We start from the raw sequence: 22,275 nt of genomic DNA, 5'->3' as shown, positions 1-22,275 counted from the left end.
TGCGGGGTGCCGCCCTTCGGCGTACGGGCGCGCCCGGTGACTACTTGCGCATGACCTCGGGCTCGTGGCGGCGCAGCAGCCGTGCCACGGCGACGCAGCAGACGGCGGCCATGAAGAGCTGGATGCCGAGGTCGAGGCTCCACTGGCCGACCGTGTGCTCCCACAGCGGGTCGGTGTCGGTGGGGTTCTTGGGGTCCCACGGCGGCATGAGCCGGGCCAGGTCGAGCGTGGTGCCGGCGCCGGCGATGCCCCAGCGGGAGGGCATGAGCCAGGCGAACTGCTCCAGGCCCGGCGAGCTGTACACCTGGAAGAGGATGCCGGTGAAGACAACCTGGATGATCGCGAACATGACCAGGAGCGGCATGGTCTTCTCGGCGGTCTTCACCAGGGCGGAGATGACCAGGCCGAACATCATCGAGGTGAGGCCGAGGGCGATCACCTGGACGCACAGCTCGATGGCCGGCGGCATGAACAGGCCCTCCTCCGGCAGCTGCCGGGTGGAGAAGCCGATGCCGCAGATGATGACGCCCTGGAAGGCCGTGATGAGGCCGAGGACGATGACCTTGGACATCAGGTACGCCGAGCGGGAGAGGCCGGTGGCCCGCTCCCGTTCGTAGATGACCCGTTCCTTGATCAGCTCACGGACGGAGTTGGCCGCGCCGCTGAAGCACATGCCGACCGCGAGGATCAGCATGATCGTGCCCGCGTCGCCGTTGAAGCGGGACGGCGGCGTGGGCGAGCCCAGGCCGAAGTCCGCCGGGATGACCACCGAGACCGCGCCGAGGACGGCGGGCAGGATGACCATCAGGCCCAGGAAGCCCTTGTCGGAGGCGATGACGGAGACGTACCGGCGGATCAGGGTCCACAGCTGGGAGCCCCAGCCCTGCGGCTTGGGAGGCCTGGCCATCGCGTGCTGCGGCATCTGGACGGGCTGCGCGGCGACGGCGTCGATGTCCGCGGCGTACATCTGGTAGTGCTGCGAGCCCTTCCAGCGGCCCGCCCAGTCGTAGTCGCGGTAGTTCTCGAAGGCGGAGAAGACGTCGGCCCAGGTGGAGTAGCCGAAGAAGTTCAGCGCCTCCTCCGGCGGGCCGAAGTACGCCACCGAGCCGCCGGGGGCCATGACGAGGAGCTTGTCGCACAGGCCCAGCTCGGCCACCGAGTGGGTGACCACGAGGACCGTGCGGCCGTCGTCGGCGAGGCCGCGGAGCAGCTGCATGACGTCGCGGTCCATGCCCGGGTCGAGGCCGGAGGTCGGCTCGTCCAGGAAGATCAGCGAGGGCTTGGTGAGGAGCTCCAGGGCGACCGAGACGCGCTTGCGCTGACCACCGGAGAGGGAGGTGACCTTCTTCTCCTTGTGGATGTCGAGCTTCAGCTCGCGCAGCACCTCGTCGATCCGGGCCTCGCGCTCGGCCTCGGCGGTGTCGCCGGGGAAGCGGAGCTTGGCCGCGTAGCGCAGCGCCTTCTGGACGGTCAGCTCCTTGTGCAGGATGTCGTCCTGCGGGACCAGACCGATGCGCTGGCGCAGCTCGGCGAACTGCTTGTAGAGGCTCCGGTTGTCGTAGAGGACGTCGCCCTCGTTGGCCGGGCGGTAGCCGGTCAGCGCCTTGAGCAGCGTGGACTTTCCGGAACCGGACGGGCCGATGACCCCGATCAGCGACTTCTCCGGGACGCCGAAGGTGACGTCCTTGAGGATCTGCTTGCCGCCGTCGACCGTGACCGTGAGGTGGCGGGCCGAGAAGGAGACGGAGCCGGTGTCGACGAACTCCTCGAGCTGGCCGCCGACGAGCCGGAAGGTCGAGTGACCGACACCGACGATGTCCTGCGGGCCGAGGAGGGCCGTGCCGCCCTTGGGGATCGGCTGACCGTTGACGTACGTGCCGTTGTGCGAGCCGAGGTCGCGGATCTCGAAGCGGCCGTCGGGGGTCGCGTGGAACTCGGCGTGGTTGCGCGAGACCTGGAGGTCGGAGACGACCAGCTCGTTCTCGAGGGCACGGCCGATGCGCATGACGTGGCCGAGGGCCAGCTGGTGGAACGTGGTGGGGCTGCGGTCGGCATAGGCCGACGACGCCCCCGCGGCGACGCCGTGCTGACCGTGTCCCTGCTGGTGCGGCACCTGCGGCTGCGCCGGCGGAGGCTGCTGCCAGCCCTGCTGCGGCGGGGCCTGGTGCTGCGGGGCCTGGTGCTGCGGCGGGGCCTGGTGCTGCGGCGGGGCCTGGTGGGTGATCCACTCGGCCTGTTCCGCGGCCTGGTGGGCCGCGACGGGCCGGCCCGCCTGCGCCTGCGGCTGCTGGGCGTGCTGCGGGGGCTGCGGCGCGCTCTGGGCTCCGGCGGCGAGATTCAGCCGCGGGCCGTCGGTCGCGTTGCCGAGGTGGACGGCCGACCCGGGGCCGATCTCCATCTGATGGATCCGCTGCCCGCGCAGGAACGTGCCGTTGGTCGAGCCGTGGTCCTCGATGACCCAACTCCGGCCGCCCCAGCTGATCGTGGCGTGGCGCCACGAGACCCTGGCGTCGTCGATGACCAGGTCACCCTGGGGATCGCGGCCCAGGGTGTACGACCTGGACGGATCGAGCGTCCAGGTCCTGCCGTTCAATTCCAGTACGAGTTCTGGCACTCCATGCCCCACTACTTGTCCCCCGATGTACCCCCGTCGCGGGGAGTCCAGGGATGCGAATCATCCTGGGGAACTATTTCAGGCCCGGCCCCCTCTCCGAAAGTCGGGCCGCGTGAAGACCCGGGAGAGGGTCTCGCGCGCCGCCGCCGGGGCGGGCCCGCGACCGCTCGGGTGTCCGGTACGCGGGACGGGGGCTCGGTCGGCGCGCGGTGCCCGATACGGTGGAACCACCATGAGCGCATCGCAGACCTCAGACGTTCCCACCCTTCTCGTCAAGATCTTCGGGAAGGACCGTCCCGGGATCACCGCGGGACTCTTCGACACCCTCGCCGCCTACTCCGTCGACGTCGTGGACATCGAGCAGGTGGTCTCCCGCGGCCGCCTCGTCCTGTGCGCGCTCGTCACGCAGCCGACCGTCGCCTCCCAGGGCGAGCTGCGGGCCACCGTGCACAGCTGGGCCGAGTCGCTGAAGCTGCAGGCCGAGATCATCTCCGGCACGGGCGACAACCGGCCCCGTGGTGAGGGGCGCTCGCACGTCACCGTGCTCGGCCACCCGCTCACGGCCGAGCAGACGGCGGCCATAGCGGCCAGGATCGCGGAGGCCGGCGGCAACATCGACCGCATCTTCCGGCTGGCGAAGTACCCGGTCACGGCCGTCGAGTTCGCCGTCTCCGGCTGCGAGACCGAGCCGCTGCGGACCTCCCTCGCCACCCAGGCCCACACCATCGGCGTCGACGTGGCCGTGGTCTCCGCCGGGCTGCACCGGCGGGCCCAGCGGCTCGTCGTGATGGACGTCGACTCCACCCTGATCCAGGACGAGGTGATCGAGCTCTTCGCCGCGCACGCGGGGTGCGAGGACAAGGTCGCCGAGGTGACGGCGGCCGCGATGCGCGGTGAGCTGGACTTCGAGCAGTCGCTCCACGCGCGCGTGGAGCTGCTCGCCGGGCTCGACGCCTCGGTGGTCGACAAGGTCCGCGCCGAGGTGCGGATGACCCCGGGGGCCCGGACCCTGATCCGTACGCTCAAGCGGCTCGGCTACCAGGTGGGTGTCGTCTCGGGCGGGTTCACGCAGGTCACGGACGATCTGAAGGAACGGCTCGGGCTCGACTTCGCCTCGGCCAACACCCTGGAGGTCGTGGACGGGAAGCTGACCGGCCGGGTCACCGGCGAGATCGTGGACCGGGCGGGCAAGGCGCGGCTGCTGCGCCGGTTCGCGGCGGAGGCGGGTGTGCCGCTGTCGCAGACCGTGGCGATCGGCGACGGCGCCAACGACCTCGACATGCTGAACACGGCCGGGCTCGGTGTGGCCTTCAACGCCAAGCCGGTGGTGCGCCAGGCCGCCCACACCGCGGTGAACGTGCCGTTCCTGGACACCGTCCTCTATCTCCTGGGGATCACCCGCGAGGAGGTCGAGGCGGCGGACGGCGGCGAGGAGGACCTGCTGCACTGAGCGGTGGCGGAGCCCGTACGGCGAAGGGCCCGGTCGTCAGGTGACGGCCGGGCCCTTCCGCGTACGGCCCGGGCGTGCGGACCGGCGGACCGATCGGGCACGGCTCGGGCGTACGGACCGGCGTGCCGGTCGGCGTACGGATCAGTCGTGCGGGGTCCAGAACTCGTCGAGCCGGGCGACGCCGTGCTCCAGGGACTTCCAGGAGCCGGTGAAGGTGAGGACGGCGAAGGCGGAGGTCGGGAAGCCGCTGCGGTTCACCCGGGCCAGGTGGTCGCCCTCGGCCTTGCCCGCGAGGGCGTCGGTGAGCGCGTGCATCCCGGGGTTGTGGCCGATCACCAGGATGTCGGAGACGTCTTCCGAGGTCTCGTTGAGCAGGGCGATGAGCTCGCCGAGCGAGGCCTCGTAGAGCCGGTCCTCGTACACGGTCTTGGGGCGCTGCGGCAGTTCCTGCACGGCCAGCTTCCAGGTCTCGCGCGTCCTGGTGGCGGTCGAGCAGAGGGCCAGGTCGAAGGCGATGCCGGTCTCGGCGAGCCTTCGGCCCGCCACGGGGGCGTCCGCGCGGCCCCGCTCGGCGAGGGGTCGCTCGTGGTCGGACTCCTGGTTCCAGTCCGCCTTGGCGTGTCGGAGCAGCACGATCCTGCGAGGTGTTTCGACGCTCATGGTCCTCAGCTTCGCACGAAACGGGCGGCGCCGACTCAGAGAGAGAACGTTTGCTGGACCCGCTCCAGGACCCTGCCGACCCCGGCGTCGCCCAGGGGCGCGGGGGCCCCGGAGGGCCCGGTCATGAACAGCAGGAGGGCGACGAACGCGGCCGCCGGGAGGGCGAGGGCCCACCAGGGCAGCCGGGTGCCGACGCCGGGCGCGCCGGGTCGGACGCGGGTGTGCGTGGGGGCCGTCATGACCGCCTCCGTGGGTGAGGGCTCCGTTTTCCCTGGTGTCTCCAACCTAGGGATCGCGGGCCCCTCGGCCCATCCGGTGATCCACCCACTCGCCCCTGAGACCCGCCCCCTAGGGGATGCGGGGGTTACCCCTACCGGGGGCCGGTGTGCCCGGGTTTGCGGAGGTCCAGGACGTTCACGGGGAGGCGATCGAGGCGATGACGGCGATGACGACCGTGATGCCCATCATCGCGCCGAAGACGATGAGCAGCTTCTTCTGGCCGTTCGGGGGGTTGGGTTCGAGAACTGGCATGGGAGCAGTCTCGCATCTCAGCATTCGTCCTCGACCGTCCGGTCCCTGCCCGCGAGGGTGCCGACGATCATCTGCGGCACCATGAGGCCGCCCATGAGCGCGATCGGCAGTCCCCAGCCGCCGCTGTGCTGGTAGAGCATGCCGACGAGGAGGGGGCCGGGGATGGAGATCAGGTAGCCGACGCTCTGCGCGAAGGCGGAGAGCCGGACGACTCCGGCGCCGGTGCGCGAGCGCATGCCGATCATCGTGAGGGCGAGCGGGAAGGAGCAGTTGGAGACGCCGAGCAGCAGCGCCCAGACCCAGGCTCCGGCGGCGGGGGCGAGGAAGAGGCCGGTGTAGCCGGTGAGGCCGCACAGGCCGAGGGCGACGGCGATCGGGCCCTGGTTCTTCATCCGGGTGGCGAGCCGGGGGATCACGAAGGCGAGCGGGACGCCCATGACCATGGTGACGGCGAGGAGCAGGCCCGCGGTGGAGGCGGGGACGCCGGCGTCGCGGAAGATCTGCGGCATCCAGCCCATGGTGATGTAGGCGCCGGTGGCCTGGAGGCCGAAGAAGCAGGCGAGGGCCCAGGCGGTGCGGCTGCGGGAGACCCGGGGAGCGGCGGTGGTCCCGGCCGGGGCGGTGGCCGTCGCCGCGCCTCCCGTGGAGGCCCCTCCCGTGGCGGCCCGGTCGCGGTCGCGCACCAGCGGGATCCAGGGCAGCACGGCCAGTGCGGCGACGGCCGCCCAGACGCCGAGGCCGACGCGCCAGTCGCCGCCGAGGGCGTCGGTCATCGGGACGGTCACGGCCGCGGCGAGGGAGGTGCCGAGGGCGAGCGCCATGGAGTAGAGGCCGGTCATGCTGCCGACGCGGTCGGGGAAGTACCGCTTGACGATGACCGGCATCAGGACGTTGCTGACGGCGATGCCCATGAGGGCGAGGGCGCTGGCGGCGAGGAAGCCGACGGTGCCGCCGGCGAAGGGGCGCAGGACGAGGCCCGTGAAGATCGCGGCCATGCCCGCGCAGACGACGGCCGCGGGGCCGAAGCGGCGGGCGAGGCGGGGGGCCGTGATGCCGAAGACCGCGAAGCAGAGCGGCGGTACGGAGGTGAGGACCCCGGCGACGGTGCCGCTCATGTGGAGCCCTGCGCTGACCTCTTCGAGGAGGGCGCCGAGGCTGGTGATGGCGGGGCGCAGGTTGAGCGCGGCCAGGACGAGTCCGACGGTGACGAGGCCGAGGGTCCAGCGGTGCGTGCGGCCGGGTGCGGGAGAATCTCCGGCGGTGGCGGCCGCTCCGGTCGGCGCCGTGGTGGTCGCCGGGGCGGTGGTACGCGCCGGTCGTACGGCGGGGTCGAGGGTCTTCGGCTCGTCAGGCATGAGGCCATCATAGAATCATGGGATGATTGGTTGTCCAATCCCGTACGAGAACGAAGGGGAAGGTGCTCCATGGCCCTCGGCCACCCCCGGCGCGCAGGTCTCTCCGACCAGGTGATCGCCGAGCTGCGGAACCAGATCACCTCCGGCGAGTGGCCGGTCGGTTCCCGCATCCCGACCGAACCCGAGCTGGTCGAGCAGCTGGGCGTGGCCCGCAACACCGTGCGCGAGGCCGTCCGGGCGCTCGCGCACAACGGGCTGCTCGACATCCGCCAGGGCTCCGGGACGTACGTCATCGCCACCAGCGAGCTGGCCGGTGTCATGCACCGGCGTTTCGCGGGCTCCGACCCCCGGCACGTGGCCGAGCTGCGCTCGACCCTGGAGTCCGCCGCCGCCCGGTTCGCCGCCGCCCGGCGCACCGAGCGGGACCTGAAGCAGCTCGACGCCCTGCTCGTACGGCGCGAGGAGGCGTGGGAATCCGGCGACGCGGAGCGGTTCGTGACCGTCGACGCGGCCTTCCACCACGCGGTCGTCGCCGCCTCGGGCAACGAGGTGCTCACGGAGCTCTACGCGGACCTCGGCGATCTGCTGCGGGAGTGGCTGCGGGACGACGTGGGGCAGGTGCTGCGGCCGGAGAACCACATGGACCACGCGCGCCTCGTGGACGCGATCCGGGACGGCGACGCCGAGCGGGCCGGGACGGAGGCGGCCGGTTACCCCTTCATGTGCCTCAGGAGCCCCGTACCGGAGCCGGCTCGGGAGCCCGGTCCGCCGGCTGGTGCGTGACCCAGGCGGACCGGACCTCCTTCCAGCAGCGGCCGGTGAGCTTGCCGTAGTCGGCGGGGGCGACGTCCACGGGGGCGCTGTCGGAGTCGACGTCCCACCAGCGCTCGCACTCGACGTGGAGGCGGACCCGGTCGGTGCGCGGGTACGGGTTCTGGCAGTGGGCGGTGACGGTGGAGCCCTGCACCACGGTGCGGCAGGAGGCGCCGAAGTTCTCCGGCTCCCCGGTCGCCGGGGCGGAGGAGGGGAGCTCCTCGGCCGGGGCGGGGGCGGCCCGCACCTCGGCGGCGACGGCTATCCCGGTGAGCAGTACGGCGACGGAGGCGAAGGCGCCGAGTCCGTGACGTATCGCGCGCATGCCCGTACCTCCTCCCCGTCAGCAGCAGGAACCTCACGCTCTGCCCCAGTCTGGGGTGGTTCGCTCGACTTTTCGAGTCGGGCAGGAGTTGCGGAAGGGCGAGGGCCGTGTGCCGCTCCGGGGGGAGCGGCACACGGCCCTTCGGTGCTGCGGAGAGCGGTTACGCGCCGATCGCGTGCAGACCGCCGTCGACGTGGACGATCTCGCCCGTCGTCTTCGGGAACCAGTCGGAGAGCAGCGCCACGACGCCCTTGCCCGCCGGCTCCGGGTCGGCCAGGTTCCACTCCAGCGGGGAACGGCTGTCCCACACCGCGGCCAGCTCGCTGAAGCCCGGGATGGACTTGGCGGCCATGGAGCCGATCGGGCCCGCCGAGATCAGGTTGCAGCGGATGTTCTGCTTGCCCAGGTCACGGGCCATGTAACGGCTGGTGGCCTCCAGGGCGGCCTTGGCCGGGCCCATCCAGTCGTACTGCGGCCAGGCGTACTGCGCGTCGAAGGTGAGGCCGACGACCGAGCCGCCCTCCGTCATCAGCGGCAGCAGCGACGTCGTCAGCGACTTCAGCGAGAAGGCGGAGACGTGCATGGCCGTGGCGACCGACTCGAACGGCGTGTTGAGGAAGTTGCCGCCGAGCGCGTCCTGCGGGGCGAAGCCGATGGAGTGCACGATGCCGTCGAGACGGTCACCGAGGTGCTCGCGGACCTGGCCCTCCAGACGCGCGAGGTGCTCGTCGTTGGAGACGTCCAGTTCGAGGACCTTGACGTTCTCGGGCTTGGGGAGCTTCTTGGCGATGCGCTCCGTCAGGGACGGCCGCGGCCAGGCGGTGAGGATGATCTCCGCACCCTGCTCCTGGGCCAGCTTCGCGGTGTGGAAGGCGATGGAGGACTCCATCAGCACACCGGTGATCAGGATGCGCTTGCCCTCGAGAATTCCGCTCATGGTGATCAGTGACCCATGCCCAATCCGCCGTCAACCGGGATGACGGCTCCAGTGATGTACGAGGCGTCGTCGGAGGCGAGGAACCTCACCGCGGCGGCGATCTCCTCGGGCTGCGCGTAGCGGCCCAGCGGCACCTGCGACACGATGCCCGCGCGCTGCTCGTCGGTGAGCACCGCGGTCATGTCGGTGTCGACGAAGCCGGGGGCGACGACGTTGAAGGTGATGTTGCGGGAGCCCAGCTCACGCGCGAGGGAGCGGGCGAAGCCCACCAGACCGGCCTTGGAGGCGGCGTAGTTGGCCTGACCGGCCGAACCGAGCAGACCGACGACCGAGGAGATCAGGACGACGCGGCCCTTCTTGGCGCGCAGCATCCCGCGGTTGGCACGCTTGACGACCCGGAAGGTGCCGGTGAGGTTGGTGTCGACGACGGACGTGAAGTCCTCCTCCGACATGCGCATGAGGAGCTGGTCCTTCGTCACGCCGGCGTTGGCCACGAGGACCTCGACCGGACCGTGCCGCTCCTCGATCTCCTTGTACGCCTGATCCACCTGCTCGCCGTCGGTGATGTCGCACTTGACGGCCAGGAAGCCCTCGGGCGGCTCGCCGGAGCGGTACGTGATCGCGACCTTGTCGCCGGCCTCGGCGAACGCGCGGGCGATGGCGAGGCCGATGCCCCGGTTTCCTCCGGTGACGAGAACCGAGCGGCTCAACGGATCACCCTTTCGATAGCGGTCTGATAGCCGAAAACCTATCGGTATAGACCTCCACATGAGGAATCGACCTCCGACAGTGGCATACGGGTGTCGCTGTCGGGTCCCTACAGCTCGGGGCCGCCGAGCGGGCGCCCTCCGCCGCCCCTGGCACGGCCGCGCGGCGCCCCTGACGTGGCCCTCTCCGGCTCTAGGAGGCCCTCAGGTCCGCCTGGGAGAGTTCGGCGCACAGCTCGTCGAGTGTCCGGTCGTACAGCACGGACCGGTGGGCGAGCACGTTCCGCGCGGTGACGAGGAGGCGCAGGAGGGCCGCGTCGCGCGGGGGCAGGGCGAGCGCTCCGCTGATGTGGGCGCGCAGCAGCTCGCCCACCTGGAGCTCCAGGAAGGCCCGTTCCGGGTCGCCGCCGGCGTGGGCGGGGGGACGGTCGGCGTAGTCGGCGACGAGGGTGGCCACCGGACGGTTGAGGTGACCGAGCGCCCGGACGGCGAGACGCTGCCGGGCCTCCTCGATCCACGGTGTCAGAACGCGCTGCTGCGCCTGGGAGACCAGCGCGGCGAGCCGGGCCCGCGCGCCGCCGTCGGGCGCGGGGGGCGGACCGGCCGCGGGGGCGGTGGGGGCCGCAGGCCCCTTGAGCGCGGTGGCGGCCGCGGGATGCCAGACGCCGACGTGCGCGCGGAGTCTTCCCTCCCAGGAGACGACGGCTCCCGCGGCCCACGCCTGGCGGAGTTCGGCGCCCGGCCGGAGCAGGGCGCCGATCCGGCGCAGCGGCGGGCAGTCCGCCGGACCGGGGCGCGGCGACGCCGCCAGGCAGCGTCCGAGGACCGCGCCGAGGGTGTGCTGGGCTCCGTCCCACTCCAGGGCGAGCAGCCGGGCGAGCTCCAGGTCGGGGCCGCAGACCTCGACCACGGTCTCGGACCGCACCGCGCGCCGGATCCGCTCGGCGAGCGGGTCGCGGTCGCGGCCGGAGGTGTCGGGCCCGCGGTCGAGGATCGGCGCGACGGCGGTGGCGGTGTCGAGCCTGCCGAGCACGCCCCACCACCAGTGCACGGCGGTGTCGCCGAGGCCGTGCCGGAGTTCGTCGGGGAGGGATTCCGGCAGGTCGCGGAGGCGGGCGACGACGAGGAGGCGGGGGCGCTCGCCCGGGGGGAGTCCGGCGTCCTTGACGGCGGCGGCGAGGAGGCGGAACAGCCGCTCGACGGCGGCGCCGGGGGTACGCGCGCCGGTGGCCGTGAACGTGCCCGTACCGGCTCCCGTACGCGCGCCCGTGCCCGTACCGCTGTCGTGGTCCTCCTCCGTCCACGCGCGGATGCCGACGACCGGGCGGCGGTCGCGGTCGGGGGCGACCAGGGTGGCGACCGCCTGGTCGGCGTCGACGGAGAGTTCCTTGCCGAGGCGGGCGAGGAGGCCGTGCGGGTCGTGCCGGGGACCGGCGGACTCCTTGCGGGGTGCCGGTACGCGGGGCCGGTGATCCTCCAGGGCCCAGCCGAGGTCGAGGTCGAAGCCGTCGTCGGGCAGGTCGAGGTAGGGCAGTTCGTCGCCGTCCGCCCACGCGCCGCCGCCCGCCCAGGCGGCGGTGTCCGCCTCGTCCGGCCCGGGTTCCTCCCCTCGCTCCCCCTGGACCCCCGCCTCCCCTGCCTCTTCTTCCTCCACGCGCGCGCGTGCGGAGGCCGGGGCGGGGACGTCGACGCGTACCGGGCTCCCGAACAGCGCCCCCCGGTACAGCTCGTCCGCGAGCCCCGACTCCACCAGGGCGTCGGTGACCAGCCAGAGGCAGTTGCGCCCGGCGGCGAGGTCGGCGACGACCCCGCGCAACTGGGCCCGCACGCCCGGCAGATCGCCCGGAGGCACGACGGGTGCCGCCGGGCGGGCAGGTGCCGCCGGGCGGGCAGGTGCCGTCGGGCGGCCCGCCGGTGTCGCTGTCCGCGCCGGGGGTGGTCCGGGGCGCGCCGGTGTCTCCGTCACCTCACTTCTCCCCGGCGGCCGCCCGGGACCGCACCGCGCGGTACGTGACCGGTTCCACCGCGAAGCCCTCGGGCGTCTCGTCGAGCACGCCGAGCCGGCCCAGGTGCTGCAGCCAGGCGTCGGTCTCCGCGTCGGAGCGTTCGGTCGCCGCCGCCACGTCGTCGCGGGGCACGCCCTGCCCCTCCCCCACATAGCCCGTCCAGGCCACCAGGAGGTCCAGGTCCCGGGCGTCGAGTCCGGAGAGGCGCAGGTGCTCGTCGATGTTGCGGGGGCCGGCGATGAGGGCGCGGATCCGCTCGACGGCGTTGTCCAGGGTCGCCCCGTGCACGGACACGTCCGTCACCGCGGCCTCCATCCAGCGGGGCCAGCCGCCGGTCGCGGCGACGAGCCGGTCGCGGTCCTCGCGGGACACGAAGGGGCATTCCGACCAGGCGCGCAGGGCGTCCGCGGTCCACCGCTCGGGGCGGAGCCACCGTACGGCCAGCTCCTCGTGCCCGTCGTCGGCGGCGAGTTCGGCGAGTCCGGCCGCGTCGGCGAGGACCACGACGGAGCGGTTCTCGTTGCCGCCGCTGCGCCGCTCGGTCTGCCGGACGAGCCGGTCGGCGGCGGGTCCGGCGTGCACGAGGAGGGAGCGGACGGTCTCGCGCAGCGCGGCGGTGGCGGCGCCGCGCAGGTCGGCGATGATCACATGGGCCTTGCGGCGGCGGCTCTTGAGGAGGGCGGCCAGGTCTTCCCCGTGGGTGTACGCGACGACGTCGACGCCCCGGTTCTCGGCGAAGGCGGTGACCGCCCGGCGGACGAGCTCGGGCCGGTGGAGCGCGGTGGTGCCGATCAGGCTGACGCCGGACTGGGCGGTCTCGTGGAGCTGTTCCTCGGTGAGCGGACTGTAGGTCTGGACCCCCCGGGAGTCGCGGCCGAGGATGCGCCGGGCGGCGTGCGGGTTGTAGTCGTAGGGCAGGCCGAACTCGGTCTCGCGCAGTTCGAGTTCGAGCTCCTCGCGGGTGCCGAGCATGTTGACGACGTTGGGGCTGCGGACGGCGAAGCGGGAGCGGTCGCCGAGCTGGATGAGCAGGCCGAGGCCGACCATCTCGGTGAGGAAGATCTGCGCCTGCTTGGCGCTGAGCATCTCGAACCCCTCGGGCCAGGCCTCCCGGGCCTCCTGGAGGAGTTCGCCGGCGGAGTAGTCGCCGCGGTAGTTGTCCTTGAGGCTGTGCAGGGCTATGACCAGGGCGAGGACCCGGTAGCGGTCCTCCAGGTTGATGGTGAAGCGGAGCCGTTCGGCGATCTGGCGGCGGACGGTCTCCGAGGCGGCGACCTTCTGGACGTCGTCCTCGGTGATCCGGACCGGGTTCCCGGACCAGGTGTACGGGCGGTCGTGGAGGACGCGGACGAGTTCGCGGCAGAAGATCTGCACCAGGTTGGCCTGGTAGTTGGTGATGGCGAGGATCCGCCAGACCAGCTCGGGGCGTTCGAAGAAGTAGCCGAGCGCGGCCATGGGTTCGGTGACGAGCCGCACGGCGGCCTGGGTGCCGAGCGGTCCGACGAGGACGTCGGGGCCGCCGTGCACGGTGGAGACGTTGGAGAGGTGTCCGAAGCGCTGGACCTGGTGGAGACCCGCGAAGACGATCTTGAAGCGGCGCTCGGTCTGTTCCATCAGGCGCTGGAAGTGCATGACGTTGGGGAAGGTCGACTCGCTGCCGACGCGGTAGGCGCGGCGCGAGTCCGTGTTGAGGAAGGCGTCCGCCTCGTCCGCGAGGACCAGGATCCGCCGGGTGTCGTCGCCCTCCAGCCAGGACTGGATGTTGCGGACGACGACGTCGGGGTTGGCCTGCTCGGACATCTTGCTGTTGAAGACGCCCTTGCGCTTGAGGTCCTCGACCAGCCGGCTCCAGATCCGGTCGGGGGCCTCGGCGTGCCCGATCTCGGCCTTCAGCAGGTCGAGGTAGACGGCGACGTGGGTGTCGGCGCGGCTCGGGAAGATCTCCGCGACCCGGCGCAGCAGCGCGGACTTGCCGAGCTGGCGGCCCCCGTAGAGGAACATGCCGCCCTCGCGGCCCATGACCTCCCGCATCTCCTCGTCGCGGCCGTAGAACACCTCGGGCGGGACGAGGCCCGCGACGAACGGCGTGTACGGGTTGTACGCGGCCCAGGGCAGCGTCACACGCTGAAGCGAGCGGAAGGAGCCGGGGGCGCGGGCGGCCATCCAGCCCATCACCGCGGAGTCGACGACCAGCGCCTGCTGGGCGAAGGAGCGCGCGGACTCGGCGAGGCCCCGTCGTCCCTCCATGCCGAGCGGATGCAGGTAGAGCACGATGTTGGCGCCGACGTCGGCGTCCTCCAGGTGGGCGAGCGGGCCGTCGGCCGGCTGCTCCTCCCAGATCAGCAGGACGGTGTACGAGGAGGCCCGGGAGCCGAGCGCGGCGACGTACCCGGCGCGTTCGGCGACCCGCGCGCGGACCTTGAAGCGGCGCATCCCCTGGCCGAGGGCGACCCGCTCGGCGGTGACCCGGCCCGGGGAGACGTCGAGGCCGAGGAGGCGCAGGAGCTGGGAGAGGTGCTGCGGCAGTTCGCCGCGGCGGCCCTGCGGGGAGCAGAGGGCCGCCCACGACTCCAGGCCGTTCCCGGCGGCCGGGGTGAGCGAGGACGCCGGGTCGCCGTAGTGCTTCGCCCACCAGTCCGCCTCGACTCCCTCCCCGCCGGCCTTGGGGGCGTCGGGGGCGGTGACTCCGCCGAGGAAGGCCGTGAGCTCCGAGCCGTCGTCGTACCGGGCGCCCGGCTCCGGCAGTTGCGTGTGGCTCGTGGCGAGGGCGAGGAACTCCTGCGCGGTGACCGTGTCCCCCTCGTCGACGAGGCGGGCGATGCGGTCGTGGTCGGCGGTGGAGAGGGCCCGGTCCGGGCGGGAGCGCAGCTGGGCGAGGTCCTCGCGCAGCTGCCGGGTGTAGTCCGCGACGAGGGTGACGAGCTCCGCCTCCAGGGCGCGGAGCGAGTCCACGGCGAAGCGGTAGCGGCCCGACTCCTCGCCGTCGGCGAACTCCTGGAGCCGGCCCACGAACTCCCGTTCCTGATCGGCCGAGAGCTGGTTGAGCGTCCGCATCTGGGCGAGCAGTCCGGCCGCCGCCCGGTGGCGCTCGGCGACCGCGCGCCGCCAGTCCTCGTGGCCCTGCGCGAGCCGCCGGGCCGCCGTCTCCCCCCACTCGGGGTCGGTGCAGCCGTACTCCTCCGGGTCGCTCTCGACCGCGGCGATCAGCGCCCTCGCGAGGTGCAGGTCGCCGTCGTCGAGGTAGCGGACGAGGGCGTACTCGGCGTCGGCGGGCGACAGCAGCGCGGCGATCCGGCGGGCCGCCCGGGGGTCGGCGAGGTCCGGGTCGCCCAGGGCGTCCCGGGGCAGGTCGGGCAGGCGGAGGAGGGAGTCGGCGGGCGGGACGGGGCCGCCGTTCTCACGGAGCCGGTCGGCCGCGGCGTCCGCGGACCGCACCTGCTCGCCGGTCAGCCAGCCGCGCAGCAGCGCGAGCGCCGCGCCTCCGGTGCCGGCCGGGGCGGGCTCCTCGGCGAGGTGCCGGAGCACCGAGGCCAGTTCGGGGATGCCCCGGTCGCTCACGCCCTGGTGCGGCCGGGCGGCGGCGTGCGCGGCCTCGGCGCGCATCAGGAGTTCGCCGACGGACCGGCAGGCGGTGTGCAGCTGCCGGAGCGCGCCGGCCGTGATCGGCTCCTTGGCCTGCTTCGACGTACGGAACAGGGCGTCCGTGTCCTCGATGACCCGGTCGATGTCCTCCGCCCGCCACAGCTGCTCGCCGAGGGCGCGGAAGCCGGGGGTGCCGGTGTACTGCGCCGGGCTCTGGCCGGACCACTCGATGACCTCGTTCAGCGCCTGGCGCACCGGACCGGAGGGGCCGACGAGGTACTGGAGCACCTGGGACGCCCGCTGGTACTTCATCTTGCGGCGCGGCAGGTCGTCGAGGAGCTGCCGGGCGGTCAGGCCGATCTCCTCGCGGGTGGCGGCCTCCAGGCCCTCGGCGCTGCCCTGGAGCATGCCGGGCTCGAAGGCGCGGCCGTCCCGGACGGCGGCGACGAGCACGGTGAGCAGCTGCTGCCAGGGGCCGGTCAGCCCGGACGGCATGACGAAACCGCTGACCAGACCGTGCGGCCAGCGGGCGGTGAGCCCGGTGCGCAGGGCGGCCGAGAGGGCCACGAGGTGGGCCTCCCGGTCCCGGGCGACGAGCGCGGGGTCGAGCTCGTGCGCCATCTGTACGGGGGTGGCCTCGCTGTCCGAGACACAGCCGAACGCGGCGGCGGCGAAGGCGAGCGTCCGCGCCCGGACGTCGCTCTCGTGGGAGGCCACGGTCATCCAGTACGCCTCGGCGATCCGCCCGTCCCGCAGCAGCCTGCCGACGGGCGGCTCGCTGCCGGAGTCCCAGGGCGCGTACGGCTCCCAGTCGGGCGCGTCGACCCCGGACGGCCAGGGCTCGTCCTCGACGGGGAGGGAGACGGGCGGGATCGGGGACGGGGCCTGGGCCGGGACGGGGGTGGTGGGCGCGGGGGCCGGGTGCTGGGTGGGGGTGGGAGCGGCCGGGGCGGCGGGGGCGGTCACGACGGCCGGGGCGGGAGCCGGGGCCTGGGCCGGAGCCTGTGCCTGGGCCTGGGCCGGGATGGAGGGGGGCGTGGCGGCGGGGGCCGGGTGGGCGGCGGGAGTCGGCCCGGCCGGAGCCGGCTCGGCGGCGGGCGGCTCGGCGGCGAGTGGTTCGGCGGCGGGGGCGGGGCTCGGGTCCGGGGCGGTGGTGGGTGCCGCCGGCTGCGCGGGCGGGGCCGGCAGGGGGGCCGGGGTGAGGAGCGGCGTCGGCGGCGGGGGTTCCACCGCGCGGCGGACGGCCTCGATCGCGGAGGCGCCGACCCGGACCCGGCCGGTCATCGCGGTCGCGTCTCCGGTGCCGTGCTCGGTCCGTCCGGCGGGGGCCTCCTCGGGCGGGTCGCCGGCGTCGGCGGCCGACACGCCGAGGGCCGGAGCCTCGGCGGCCGACACCACGAGGGCCGGAGCCTCGGCGGCCGGAGTCCCGTGCGCCGGAGTCCCGTGCGCCGGGCCCTCAAGGGACGCGCTCTCCGGGGCCGTACCCTCACGCGGCGCGCTCTCCGGGGCGGCACCGTCACTCGTCACGGCCACCGGAGCCGTACCCTCACGCGGCGCGGCCACCCGGGCCGCGCTCTCGCTCGGCACGCCCTCCGGAGCCGTACCGCCGGACGCCGTGTCCTCGGAGGCGCCGAGTGCGCGCAGGTGTGACTCGGTGCGGTGCAGGTGGCGGCGGAGGTCGGCGGCCTCCTCCTCGCCGTCGGCGAGTTCCAGGAGCTCGGCGTACCGGCTCGCCTTGCGGCGCAGGGCGCCGATCTGCTCGGCGCGCGCCTCCCGCAGGCGGGTCAACCCGGCTCCGGCGTCGGCGTATCCGAGGTCCGGTCCCCAGGTGAGCCCCTCGGCGGCGAGCGCCGCGGCGAGCCGCTCGCGCTCCGCCGTCCAGCCGGAGATCCCGTCGCCCGGCGCGTCGGCGGGCAGGAGTCCGGTCTCCACGGCGTCCGCCGCCGCGCGCAGGACGGCGGCCAGCCGTTCGCCGTCGGCCTTCAGCCGCGCGAGCGTCGCGGGAAGGTCGGCCAGGGGTTCGGGTCCGGACACGGGAGCGGCATCCTCACGATCGGGGCGGGTCGTCGGCGCGGCGGAGTCCGTGCCGGCGGGGCCGGGGGCGGGCGGTATGTCGGGGGCGTCGGCCGGATGCCCGCCGGGTAAGGCCGGTAAGGCCTCCGTCACCCCCGCGACCGCGGTCGCCTTCGGGGCCCCCGCCGCCTGTGCCGCCTCCAGGACCGCGGGTGTCTCCGGTCCTCCCGAGGCCGCCTCCGCGGCTTCGAGGCGCGGGCCCGTCTCGTGGGCGTCGGGGGGCGGGGGACTGTCGGCGGCGGCCTGTAACGCGGCCTCGTGGTCCCTCGCCAGCGGGCCCACCGGCAGTCGGCTCGTGCCGGGCAGGAGCATCCCGTAGAGGGCGCAGCGCGCGAGGGGCGGGTCGAGCACCGTGAGCATGGCGAGGAGTTCTTCGAGCGTGGGCTCCGTGAGGGCGCGCTGCGAGAAGCCGTACTCGGTGTGGAGCGCCTTCACCGCCCAGACGAGCCCGCACGCGGTGATGCTCGTCAGCTGTCCCTGCTGGGCCTTGGCGAGGCGCACCCGCGCCGCGTGGAGTTCCCGCCGCGAGGGGGGCGAGGGGCGCAGGGGCCGGTCCGAGCTGTGCGCGTGCTTCTCGCCGCGCAGGCAAGGGTGCCAGGTCAGCAGGGACTTGAGCGCGTCCTCGTCCAGCGACGCCAGCCAGGACCTGACTCCGTTCACCCACCCGTGCATGGCGTGGATCATCTCATCCCATCAACACGGGTGCCATGCCTCTGCCTTGTTCCGATCCCCCGACGCGCTCCGGGCGGGGGCCTGTCGGCGCGGGTTACGCGGTGGGCGCACTTCAATGCGCCGCCTCGGCGGTCCGTCCCGTGATTGACTTCCGGAACAGATCAACCGCCGCCTTCCGATCACCGAGAGCGAGGCCGCTCGTGGTCCATCAGATCGATCCTTCGTTCGTCGCGCTGCCCCTGCGGGCGCTCGCCGACGCGGCGCTCGCCCGAGCGCGCGCGCTCGGTGCCGCGCACGCGGACTTCCGTCTGGAGCGGGTGCGCAGCGCCGCGTGGCGGCTGCGCGACGCCAAACCGTCCGGTTCCTCCGACACCACGGACCTCGGCTATGCGGTGCGGGTGGTGCACGGCGGTGCCTGGGGGTTCGCGTCGGGCGTCGACCTGACCATGGACGGGGCCGCGCGGGTCGCCTCGCAGGCGGTGGCCATGGCCAAGCTGTCGGCGAAGGTGATCGCGGCGGCCGGGTCGGACGAGCGCGTGGAGCTCGCCGACGAGCCGGTGCACGAGGAGCGCACCTGGGTCTCCTCGTACGAGATCGACCCCTTCTCCGTGCCCGCCGAGGAGAAGAGCGCGCTGCTCGCCGACTGGAGCGCGCGGCTGCTGCGCGCGGACGGCGTGGCGCACGTGGACGCCTCGCTGCTCACCGTCCACGAGAACAAGTTCTACGCGGACACGGCGGGGACGGTCACCACGCAGCAGCGGGTGCGGCTGCACCCGCAGCTGACGGCGGTCGCCGTCGACGGGACGACCGGCGAGTTCGACTCGATGCGGACGATCGCGCCGCCGGTCGGGCGGGGCTGGGAGTACCTGACCGGCACCGGCTGGGACTGGGACAGGGAGCTGGAAGAGATCCCGGGGCTGCTCGCCGAGAAGATGCGGGCGCCGAGCGTGGAGGCGGGGCGGTACGACCTCGTCGTGGACCCGTCGAACCTCTGGCTGACCATTCACGAGTCGATCGGGCACGCCACCGAGCTGGACCGGGCCCTGGGGTACGAGGCCGCGTACGCGGGCACCTCCTTCGCCACCTTCGACCAGCTCGGCAAGCTGGCGTACGGCTCCTCGATCATGAACGTGACGGGTGACCGGACCGCCGAGCACGGGCTCGCGACCATCGGGTACGACGACGAGGGCGTCGCGGCGCAGAGCTGGGACCTGGTGAAGGACGGCACGCTCGTCGGCTACCAGCTGGACCGGCGGATCGCGAAGCTCACGGGCCTGGGCCGGTCGAACGGCTGCGCCCACGCGGACTCCCCCGCGCACGTGCCGGTGCAGCGGATGGCGAACGTGTCGCTCCAGCCGGACCCGGGCGGTCTGTCGACGGAGGACCTGATCGGGGGTGTGGAGCGCGGCATCTACGTGGTCGGCGACCGGTCCTGGTCGATCGACATGCAGCGCTACAACTTCCAGTTCACCGGGCAGCGCTTCTTCCGCATCGAGAACGGGCGGCTCGCCGGACAGCTGCGGGACGTGGCCTACCAGGCGACGACCACCGACTTCTGGGGCTCGATGGAGCAGGTCGGCGGCCCGCAGACGTACGTCCTCGGTGGCGCGTTCAACTGCGGCAAGGCCCAGCCGGGTCAGGTCGCCGCGGTCTCCCACGGCTGCCCCTCCGCCCTCTTCCGGGGTGTCAACATTCTCAACACGACGCAGGAGGCCGGACGATGAGCCGCGTCAGCAAGCCCTACGAGATCGTCGAGCGGGCCCTGGAGCTGTCCCGTGCCGACGGGTGTGTCGTCATCGCGGACGAGGAGTCCTCGGCCAACCTGCGCTGGGCGGGCAACGCGCTCACCACGAACGGCGTGACCCGGGGCCGTACCCTCACGGTCGTCGCGACCGTCGACGGCGCCCAGGGCACCGCCTCCGGTGTCGTCTCCCGCTCCGCCGTGACCGCCGACGACCTGGAGCCGCTGGTCCGGGCCGCCGAGGCCGCCGCCCGCGCCGCCGGGCCCGCCGAGGACGCCCAGCCGCTGGTGACGGACGTGCCGTCGTCCCCCGACTTCACGGACGCGCCCGCGGAGACCTCCTCCGCCGTGTTCGGCGACTTCGCCCCGGCGCTCGGCGAGGCCTTCGCCCGGGCCCGGGCCGGCGGCCGTGAGCTGTACGGCTTCGCCAACCACGAGCTGACCTCCACCTACCTGGGCACGTCCACGGGCCTGCGGCTCCGGCACGACCAGCCCAACGGGACCCTGGAGCTGAACGCCAAGTCCCCCGACCGGGCGCGCTCCGCCTGGGCCGGGCGCTCGACGCGGGACTTCAAGGACGTCGACCCGGCGGCGCTCGACGCCGAGCTCGCGGTCCGCCTCGGCTGGGCGGAGCGCCGGATCGAGCTGCCCGCCGGGCGGTACGAGACGCTGCTGCCGCCGACGGCCGTGGCCGACCTGCTGATCTACCAGCTGTGGAACGCCACGGCCCGGGACGCGGTCGAGGGCCGTACGGTCTTCTCCAAGCCCGGTGGCGGCACCCGGCTCGGCGAGACCCTCTCCCCGCTGCCGCTGACGCTGCGCAGCGACCCGAACGAGCCGGGCCTGGAGTCCGCCCCCTTCGTGATCGCGCACTCCTCCGGCGACGACTCCTCCGTCTTCGACAACGGTCTGCCCATCGCGCCGACGGACTGGGTGCGGGACGGCAGGCTGGAGCGGCTGACCACCACCCGGCACACGGCGGCGCTCACCGGGCTGCCCGTCGCCCCCGGGGCGGGGAACCTGATCCTGGACGGCGGCGGCGAGCGCTCCCTGGAGGAGATGGTCGCCGCGACGGAGCGCGGTCTGCTCCTCACCTGCCTCTGGTACATCCGCGAGGTCGACCCGGCGACGCTGCTGCTCACCGGTCTGACCCGGGACGGCGTCTACCTCGTCGAGAACGGCGAGGTGGTCGGCGAGGTGAACAACTTCCGGTTCAACGAGTCGCCGGTGGACCTGCTGTCGCGGGCCTCGGAGGCGGGCCGGACCGAGAAGACGCTGCCGCGCGAGTGGAGCGACTGGTTCACCCGGGCCGCGATGCCCGCCCTGCGGGTGCCCGACTTCAACATGAGCTCGGTCAGCAAGGGGGTCTGACCCACCTAGACTGGCCACGGCATCACCGCAATCAATCAAGGAGACGGACGACGTGACCGACATCGTCGACGAGCTGAAGTGGCGTGGGCTCTTCGCCCAGTCCACCGATGAGGACGCACTGCGCAAGGCTCTCGCGGACGGTCCCGTCACCTTCTATTGCGGTTTCGACCCGACCGCGGCCAGTCTCCACGTCGGCCACCTGGTCCAGGTCCTCACCGTCCGCCGGCTCCAGCGGGCCGGGCACCGGCCGCTGGCGCTGGTCGGCGGGGCCACCGGCCAGATCGGTGACCCGCGGCCGACGGCCGAGCGCACCCTGAACGACCCCGAGACGGTCGCCAACTGGGTGAACCGGCTGCGGACGCAGATCGAGCCGTTCCTCTCCTTCGAGGGGGAGAACGCGGCGGTCATGGTGAACAACCTGGACTGGACCGCCGGCCTGTCGGCGATCGAGTTCCTGCGGGACATCGGCAAGCACTTCCGGGTCAACAAGATGCTGACCAAGGACTCCGTCGCCCGGCGTCTGGAGTCCGAGCAGGGCATCAGCTACACCGAGTTCAGCTACCAGCTGCTCCAGGCCATGGACTTCCTGGAGCTGTACCGCCGCTACGGCTGCACGCTGCAGCAGGGCGGGTCGGACCAGTGGGGCAACCTGGTGGCCGGTCTCGACCTGATCCACCGCCTGGAGCCGGGTGTCGAGGCGCACGCGCTCGCGACCCCGCTGATGGTCAAGGCGGACGGCACCAAGTTCGGCAAGACCGAGGGCGGGGCCGTCTGGCTGGACCCGGAGATGACCACGCCGTACGCGTTCTACCAGTTCTGGCTGAACGTGGACGACCGGGACATCTCGACGTACATGCGGATCCTCTCCTTCAAGTCCCGCGAGGAGCTGGAGGCGCTGGAGGCGCAGACCGCCGAGCGGCCGCAGGCGCGTGCCGCCCAGCGCGCGCTGGCCGAGGAGCTGACCGCCCTGGTGCACGGCGCGGACCAGTGCGCGGCCGTCATCGACGCCTCCAAGGCGCTGTTCGGCCAGGGCGACCTGGCGGAGCTGGACGAGGCGACGCTGGCCGCCGCCCTGTCCGAGCTGCCGCACGCGCGCGTGACCGGGCTGGGCCAGGTCGTGGACCTGTTCACCGAGGTCGGGCTCGCCCCGAGCAGGTCGGGGGCGCGGCGCACGGTGAAGGAGGGCGGGGCGTACGTGAACAACGTGAAGGTCACCGCCGAGGACGCCGAGGTGTCCGCGGAGGAGCTGCTGCACGGCCGGTGGCTGGTGCTGCGGCGCGGCAAGAAGAACCTGGCGGCGATCGAGTTCGCCGGGGAGTGACCCCGGCGGACCGGCCGGTCCGCGACCTCGGACGGGCGGCGGCGGCCCGGCGTCGCGGCGGAGGCCGCGCGGGTCGCGTGCAGGGCCGGGGGGGGCCGGGAGACGTTGCGGCCGGCC

At 73.3% G+C, this 22,275-nt stretch carries 15 protein-coding genes; 5 read left to right on the top strand and 10 right to left on the bottom strand.

The window, feature by feature from the left end:
* Window positions 1-40 precede the first annotated feature (40 nt).
* Window positions 41-2,626 carry an ABC transporter ATP-binding protein/permease gene (locus tag ABT129_RS35095; protein WP_351909780.1) on the bottom strand — a complete coding sequence of 862 codons (2,586 nt, stop codon included), beginning with the start codon at window positions 2,624-2,626 and terminating at the stop codon, window positions 41-43.
* A 220-nt stretch (window positions 2,627-2,846) separates the two neighbouring features.
* Between ABT129_RS35095 and serB the strand changes: the two genes are divergently transcribed.
* Entirely contained in the window at window positions 2,847-4,064 is a 1,218-nt protein-coding gene (serB, locus tag ABT129_RS35090) for a phosphoserine phosphatase SerB (protein ID WP_351909778.1), read from the top strand.
* 141 nt (window positions 4,065-4,205) lie between these two features.
* Here serB and ABT129_RS35085 read toward each other — a convergent pair whose 3' ends face one another.
* From ABT129_RS35085 to ABT129_RS35070, 4 genes are all read right to left on the bottom strand, one after another.
* Window positions 4,206-4,724 carry a SixA phosphatase family protein gene (locus ABT129_RS35085; RefSeq protein ID WP_351909776.1) on the bottom strand — a complete coding sequence of 173 codons (519 nt, stop codon included), beginning with the start codon at window positions 4,722-4,724 and terminating at the stop codon, window positions 4,206-4,208.
* Window positions 4,725-4,759: 35 nt separating this feature from the next.
* Window positions 4,760-4,963: a hypothetical protein gene (locus ABT129_RS35080; protein ID WP_351909774.1), complete on the bottom strand. Its 204-nt coding sequence runs from the start codon at window positions 4,961-4,963 to the stop codon at window positions 4,760-4,762.
* A 175-nt stretch (window positions 4,964-5,138) separates the two neighbouring features.
* On the bottom strand, window positions 5,139-5,255 hold the full coding sequence (locus tag ABT129_RS35075) for an SGM_5486 family transporter-associated protein (protein ID WP_351909772.1): 117 nt from the start codon (window positions 5,253-5,255) through the stop codon (window positions 5,139-5,141).
* Window positions 5,256-5,272: 17 nt separating this feature from the next.
* On the bottom strand, window positions 5,273-6,610 hold the full coding sequence (locus ABT129_RS35070) for a CynX/NimT family MFS transporter (RefSeq protein WP_351909770.1): 1,338 nt from the start codon (window positions 6,608-6,610) through the stop codon (window positions 5,273-5,275).
* A 69-nt stretch (window positions 6,611-6,679) separates the two neighbouring features.
* Here ABT129_RS35070 and ABT129_RS35065 point away from each other — a divergent pair, with 69 nt between their 5' ends.
* Window positions 6,680-7,393, top strand: coding sequence for a FadR/GntR family transcriptional regulator (locus tag ABT129_RS35065; protein ID WP_351909768.1), 714 nt, complete (start codon window positions 6,680-6,682; stop codon window positions 7,391-7,393).
* On the opposite strand, the gene ABT129_RS35060 is transcribed toward ABT129_RS35065, so the two are convergent.
* The 5 genes from ABT129_RS35060 to ABT129_RS35040 form a co-directional block, all read right to left on the bottom strand.
* Window positions 7,338-7,748 carry a hypothetical protein gene (locus ABT129_RS35060; protein ID WP_351909766.1) on the bottom strand — a complete coding sequence of 137 codons (411 nt, stop codon included), beginning with the start codon at window positions 7,746-7,748 and terminating at the stop codon, window positions 7,338-7,340. The two genes, ABT129_RS35065 and ABT129_RS35060, sit on opposite strands and share 56 nt — an antisense overlap.
* Before the next feature lie 160 nt (window positions 7,749-7,908).
* Complete coding sequence (gene fabI, locus ABT129_RS35055) at window positions 7,909-8,685, bottom strand: enoyl-ACP reductase FabI (protein WP_351909764.1); 777 nt, start codon at window positions 8,683-8,685, stop codon at window positions 7,909-7,911.
* Between the two features lie 5 nt (window positions 8,686-8,690).
* Window positions 8,691-9,395, bottom strand: a complete 705-nt coding sequence (gene fabG / locus ABT129_RS35050; RefSeq protein ID WP_351909762.1) for a 3-oxoacyl-[acyl-carrier-protein] reductase — start codon at window positions 9,393-9,395, stop codon at window positions 8,691-8,693.
* Window positions 9,396-9,585: 190 nt separating this feature from the next.
* A complete protein-coding gene (locus ABT129_RS35045; protein WP_351909760.1) occupies window positions 9,586-11,244 on the bottom strand; it encodes a hypothetical protein in 1,659 nt (552 codons plus the stop codon).
* Between the two features lie 115 nt (window positions 11,245-11,359).
* Complete coding sequence (locus ABT129_RS35040; RefSeq protein ID WP_351909758.1) at window positions 11,360-17,725, bottom strand: hypothetical protein; 6,366 nt, start codon at window positions 17,723-17,725, stop codon at window positions 11,360-11,362.
* A gap of 200 nt (window positions 17,726-17,925) precedes the next feature.
* On the opposite strand from ABT129_RS35040, the gene ABT129_RS35035 reads away from it, so the two are divergent.
* Genes ABT129_RS35035 through tyrS form a run of 3 tightly spaced genes read left to right on the top strand, consistent with a single transcriptional unit; the run spans window position 17,926 to window position 22,158 of the window.
* The gene (locus tag ABT129_RS35035) at window positions 17,926-19,449 is read left to right on the top strand and encodes a TldD/PmbA family protein (RefSeq protein ID WP_351909756.1); all 1,524 of its coding nucleotides are present in this window, start codon (window positions 17,926-17,928) and stop codon (window positions 19,447-19,449) included.
* A complete protein-coding gene (locus tag ABT129_RS35030) occupies window positions 19,446-20,837 on the top strand; it encodes a metallopeptidase TldD-related protein (RefSeq protein WP_351909754.1) in 1,392 nt (463 codons plus the stop codon). Before ABT129_RS35035 ends, ABT129_RS35030 begins: the two co-directional genes overlap by 4 nt.
* A gap of 52 nt (window positions 20,838-20,889) precedes the next feature.
* Window positions 20,890-22,158 (top strand): tyrosine--tRNA ligase, encoded by a 1,269-nt coding sequence (gene tyrS, locus ABT129_RS35025; RefSeq protein ID WP_351909752.1) that lies wholly within the window; start codon window positions 20,890-20,892, stop codon window positions 22,156-22,158.
* Window positions 22,159-22,275: the final 117 nt, after the last annotated feature.

Source organism: Streptomyces sp. NPDC002057 (assembly GCF_040296665.1).
Lineage (GTDB): Bacteria > Actinomycetota > Actinomycetes > Streptomycetales > Streptomycetaceae > Streptomyces.
This window is presented reverse-complemented; position numbering and strand designations above follow the sequence as displayed.